Annotated in this window: 5 protein-coding genes; all 5 read left to right on the forward strand. The window is 67.1% G+C overall.

From position 1 onward, the window contains the following. The first annotated feature begins 130 nt into the window (after positions 1-130). A complete protein-coding gene (locus GJ631_RS18155; RefSeq protein ID WP_156710501.1) occupies positions 131-544 on the forward strand; it encodes a PaaI family thioesterase in 414 nt (137 codons plus the stop codon). A gap of 98 nt (positions 545-642) precedes the next feature. Continuing rightward, positions 643-1,239 (forward strand): hypothetical protein, encoded by a 597-nt coding sequence (locus GJ631_RS18160; protein WP_156710502.1) that lies wholly within the window; start codon positions 643-645, stop codon positions 1,237-1,239. After that, entirely contained in the window at positions 1,239-3,008 is a 1,770-nt protein-coding gene (locus GJ631_RS18165) for a GMC family oxidoreductase N-terminal domain-containing protein (protein WP_156710503.1), read from the forward strand. The genes GJ631_RS18160 and GJ631_RS18165 overlap by 1 nt, the downstream gene beginning before the upstream one ends. A gap of 86 nt (positions 3,009-3,094) precedes the next feature. Further along, on the forward strand, positions 3,095-4,309 hold the full coding sequence (locus GJ631_RS18170) for an ATP-grasp domain-containing protein (RefSeq protein ID WP_197425197.1): 1,215 nt from the start codon (positions 3,095-3,097) through the stop codon (positions 4,307-4,309). A 154-nt stretch (positions 4,310-4,463) separates the two neighbouring features. After that, positions 4,464-5,218 (forward strand): hypothetical protein (locus GJ631_RS18175; RefSeq protein ID WP_156710505.1); only part of this gene is annotated, 755 nt, incomplete at its 3' end.

The raw sequence follows: 5,218 nt of genomic DNA on the forward strand, positions 1-5,218 counted from the left end.
GGGGGTGGCCGCTGCCGCGGTCGGAACGCTCGTCGCCGCCGCGGCGGGCGCGGCGATGTCGAATCTCGACGGCTGATTTGCCCCTGAAGCCACGCGACAGTTTCTAGTTAGCCCTCATCGAATCGGGGGTATGACCGACACCAACGAGTGGTTCCTCGAAAACCACGACCACCTCCGGGACCTCGGCATCGAAATCGACGACCAGCGAGAGGGATTCATCCGCCTCACGTTGCCTCACGAGGCGTCGCTCACCAATCCGGGGTCGGAGGCCATTCAGGGCGGCGTCGTCGCGACGCTTATCGACCACGCCGGTGGCGCGGCCATCCGGACGACACTGGCGGACCCGATGTCGACGCCACACGCGACGACGGAGTTAAACGTCAGTTACGTCCGACCGGCCGCCGCCGATTTGACCGCCGAGGCGACCGTCGTCCGCTCCGGTCGGAGCATGGGCGTCGTCGAAGTCGAGGTGACGATGTCCACCGACGAGGGGGAAAAGACCGTCGCGGTCGGCCGGGTGTCGTTGCATCTCGACCGGGAGTGAGTCGGGGGTCGTTGTTCCGCACATTGACGGCGGAACGTTGAGGTGAGGCCGACCGCACGTGAGGGTATGGCAGCCACACGAGAGGGGGTGGGGCCGTCGTGAGCCACACCCGCGGAACGTTCGCCGCGCTCGTCGACGCACTCGTCCCGGAGACGCCGGACCTCGCCGACAGGGGCGACGAACACGTCCCCGGCGGGCTCGCCGTCGGACTGGAAGAAGAGATTATCGACCGCGTGAACAACTTTCAGGAGGCCGACGGGGCTCTCGCTGCCGCCGGCTACGACGCCACACCGATGGCACCCGCCGTCGCGGTGTTGCTCGACACCGCGGCCGCCGAACTGCTCGTCCGGCGTCGCAGTGCGGACGGCTTCAACTCGCCGGCCGAGGCGTTCGCCGGCGGGCCGTTCTCGCGACTCTCCCGCCAGGACCGCCTGCGTGCGCTTCGCTTGCTCGAAGACGAGGGCGTCTTTCCGCGGTTGGCCGACCGGTTCGACTCCGCCGCCCTCGGCACCATCCAGTTTCTCGCCAGTTCGCTTCCGATTCTCGTAGAGTTCGTCTACTACTCCGAGGCGACGGCCGACGACGGCGAGGAGCGCTCGCTCGGCTGGCAGCAGGCCGACTATCCCGGCCCGTCGGACGGGTATGCGGTCGGTATGGGCTACGAAGTCGAGGAATTCGAGGAGAACGACTACTGATGTACGAACGCGACACAGACGTCGTCGTCGTCGGCGCGGGCGGTGACGGTCCCGCCTTGGCGTGGCGACTCGGCCAACTCGGCATCGACGTGACGATACTCGAGGCCGGCCCCTTCTACGGCAACGAGAAGTGGGAGGCGCCCAACGACGCCCCGGGCGGCGAACGCTCCGGGGACCCCTCGGACCTCTCGGGTGAGCTCTACGACGAACAGTTCACCTCGAAAGAGGGCGATATGAACGACCCCGTCACCGGAAAACTGCGGTGGGGGCCGGCCGATTCGGACCGCCCGCCGTGGCAACGGACGGTTCCCCAGCAGGCGCTCATCTCACAACTCTCGGGCGTCGGCGGAACGACTCAACACTACTACGCCAACCACCCCCGCGCCTTCGTCACGAGCGTCGAGGACCAACCCCACTGGCCCATCGACTACGAGGAACTGGTACCGTACTACCAACTGCTGGAGGAGACCCATCCCGTCGAACCGGCGCCGACGACGCCGAAAGCCGAGGTGTTCTTCGAGGGCGCTCGAAGAGCGGGGTACGGTCTCAACGACGGCTACAACGTCACTGAGTCGGGGTATCGTCCGTTCCCCAACGCCATTCCGCAACCGGACGAGCGGCTGATGCGCGACGGCGGCGAAGAGGGCGATGTTGGTGGGAACAACACCAGCGAGTACCGCTACCCCGACTACGAGGGAGACACGCTGGCGATGCACGAACACCAGGGTGGTCCCCACCCCCGAGACGCACCGATGCGTGAGCGTGCGCGTCGCTCCTCGAACGTCTCGCTGGTGCCACGGGCGCTCGATACCGGCCACGTCGAGATTCGGCCGAACGCCTTCGCGACGGCCATTCTCACCGAAGGCGGTGCGGCCGAGGAGGCCACCGGCGTCGAGTTCCGCGACACGTGGGCCGGGACGACCGAGCGCATCCACGCCGACGTGGTCGTCCTCGCGGCTGGGTGTATCGAGACCCCACGACTGTGGCTCAACTCCGGACTCCCGGACAACGGCTGGGTCGGCCGGGGCCTGACCACCCACCACTTCGATTTCGTCGCGGGCACCTTCGACCCCGATACCCTCGAAGCGCTCATCGGCCAGCGTGCGGTCGAACCCCATCAGGGGCAGGCCGCCGGTTCGCGGGTCGACGTTCCCGGCAAAGGCGGCATCGCCGTCAACACGTTCGCGCCCGGCATCACCGCGATGGCGATGTACGCCGCCGCACAGGGCGAGTGGGCCTTCGACCGCGACACCGCGGGCGAACCGTGGGACACCGCCGGCCGACTCGCCGGCCGGCAACTCAAAGAACAGATGGCCGACTACCGCCGGACGCTGACGCTCATCTGTCACACCGACGACCGACCCCGGAAGGAAAACGGCGTCTCCATCGACGAGACGACCGAGGACGAACACGGTCCCGTCCCGCTCGTCGAGTGGGAGGCCCACCCCGAAGACGACGCCCGACGCGACGACCTCGCCCGACGGGCCGCAGAAATCCTCGAGGAAGCCGGCGCCGAGCACGTCCACCGCACCGACGCCGCGCCGATTCTGTTGCACATGCAGTCGTCGATGGCGATGGGGAAGGTGCTCGATACGGGCTGTGAAGCGATGGACGTGAGTCGGCTGTTCGTCGCCGACCACTCGGCGCTCTCCAACGGCGTCGGCGGCGCCAATCCCACCCACTCGGGGCAGGCGCTGGCGCTGCGGACCGCCGAAGCCGTCGCCGACCGCTACTTCGACGGCGTAGAGGACCCCATCGGGTCCGTCTGAACGGGTTTCACCCGTTCCCAAACGAACCCGAGTAGACACAACTTAACCGAAACAACGCTGAAGGGGCCGTTTACTGTATGCGGCCTATGGCGAAGGTGTTCGTCCTCAACGCGCACTCGCGACACGGATTGGTCTCGATTCGGTGTCTCGGTGGGCGGGGATTGGACGTGACTGCCGGGAGTTCGAGACGGTTCCACGCCGGGCGGCTGTCCAGATACGTCGACCGGTTCGTAGCGTATCCTTCGCCCATCGACGCTCCGGAGGCGTTCGTCCGTGCCATCGAGGCGGAACTCCAGCGGGCGGACTACGACATGCTGTTGCCGGTGAACGAGGCGACGGTCGAAACCGTCGTCCAACACCGCGACCGCTTCGAAGCACACACGACAGTTCCGTTTCTCCCGTACGACCAACTGGCCGTCGGGCTCGACAAGCGACGAACCGTCGAGGCGGCCAGAGCCCACGACGTTCCCCACCCGGAAACGCGCTTCGCCGAGGAGTTCGACATCGACACCGTCGGCGACGAACTCGGCTACCCGGTCGTCGTCAAACCGACGCGGGGGTCCAGCCGAAACGGGGTCTCGGTCTGTCACTCACGGGCCGACCTCGAACGGACGCTCCGTGAGACGCCGGCACGGTACCGCCCGCTGTTGGTCCAGGAGTTCGTCCCCTTCGGCCATGAAGTCGGCGTGTACACCCTGTACGACTGCTCGGGGACGCTGACCGGGTTGACCGTCCAGAAGCGCCTTCGCTCGAACCCGCCCGAGGGCGGGGCGAGTACGTACCGCGAAACCATCCGCGACCCGGAACTCGTCGCCCTCGCCGACGAGTTCCTGACGGCACTGGAGTGGCGCGGCCTCGCGATGGTGGAGTTCCGCGTCGACGCCGACACCGGCGAGCCGAAACTCCTCGAAATCAACCCCCGTCTGTGGGGAAGTCTCGCACTGTCGGTGTACGCCGGCGTCGAGTTCCCGTATCTGCTGTATCAGTTGGCCATCGGCGACGACGTCGACCCGCAGTTGGAGTACGCCGTCGGCGTCCGGGCCCGGTGTCTGTTCACCGACGCCCAACAGGTGCTGGCACGCGAGGACCGAGCGACGGCGCTCGCGGAGTTCCTCACACCGTCCTCGAAGCCGTGCTGTTACGACATCGTCTCGAAACGGGACCCACTGCCGACGTTCGGACAGTTCGCGTACGCCGTGTCGTGTCTGTTCGACCGCGGACACGACACGGAATCCGGTCCCGTCGACGACCCCGACGATGTCTCGGAGACGCCACCAGAACTGTCACCACCGCTGTCGTAGCGGTGTTCCGGGACCCGGCCGTCGACGTGAGAACTCGGCGGTGGCTCCGTATCGAGATTCGATACGAACGAAACCCACTATACGTTACCGTATCAACACGAAACAATCGCAGTATCGTGGGAACGGCTCACGAGGTCCGGGTGAGTAATTCGAGATGTCACGAACGGGTCCGACGAACGTTCTCTTCGAGACCGGCGAGCACGGCGAGTGCGACGAAGCCGCGTGTATGCACCTCCTCGGAGTCGACGACCCCACCAACGTCGACGTGCTGTTCGTCACCGTCACGAAGTCGGGGCGGGAGCGCATCGAGGCACTGAAACGCCACGCCGATGCCCCGCCGTCCAACGTCGGTATCGTCACCGTCGACGTGGGTGGCTCCGACGGCAGCGCACGCCTCGGCGGCGAATCCGGCCCGATGGTTCGTCGCATCTCCGACCCGAGCGACCTCACCGGCGTCGGCATCGCCATCTCGGAGTTCCTCTCGGCGTGGCACGGCAACGGCAACCGGACCGTGGTGTGCTTCGAGTCGGTGACGGCGCTGTTGCAGTACGTCGAACCCAACCGCGTGTTCCAGTTCCTCAACGAAATCACCTCGAAGTTCGAGCAGTCGGGCGCCCGAGCGCACTTCCACATCACGCCGGCGGCCCACGAAGGGCAGGTGCTGAGCGTCCTCACGTCGCTGTTCGACGACCGCGTCACCGCCCGGGACCTCGGACACGTCCCCGAATCGGAATCGGCGGCGGGGACGACGGCGGCCGCGACGGGCGCCGCCGTCGACGACGCTTCGACCGAGGCGGCCGACGCCGACCCCGAATCGGCTTCGGCGGATTCCGAGGCATTGGAGACAGACCCGGACGCCCCCGACCCGGACGCCACGGACCCGGACGTCCCCGACGCCACGGACCCGGA

This window comes from Natronomonas sp. CBA1123 (assembly GCF_009741925.1).
GTDB lineage: Archaea > Halobacteriota > Halobacteria > Halobacteriales > Haloarculaceae > Natronomonas.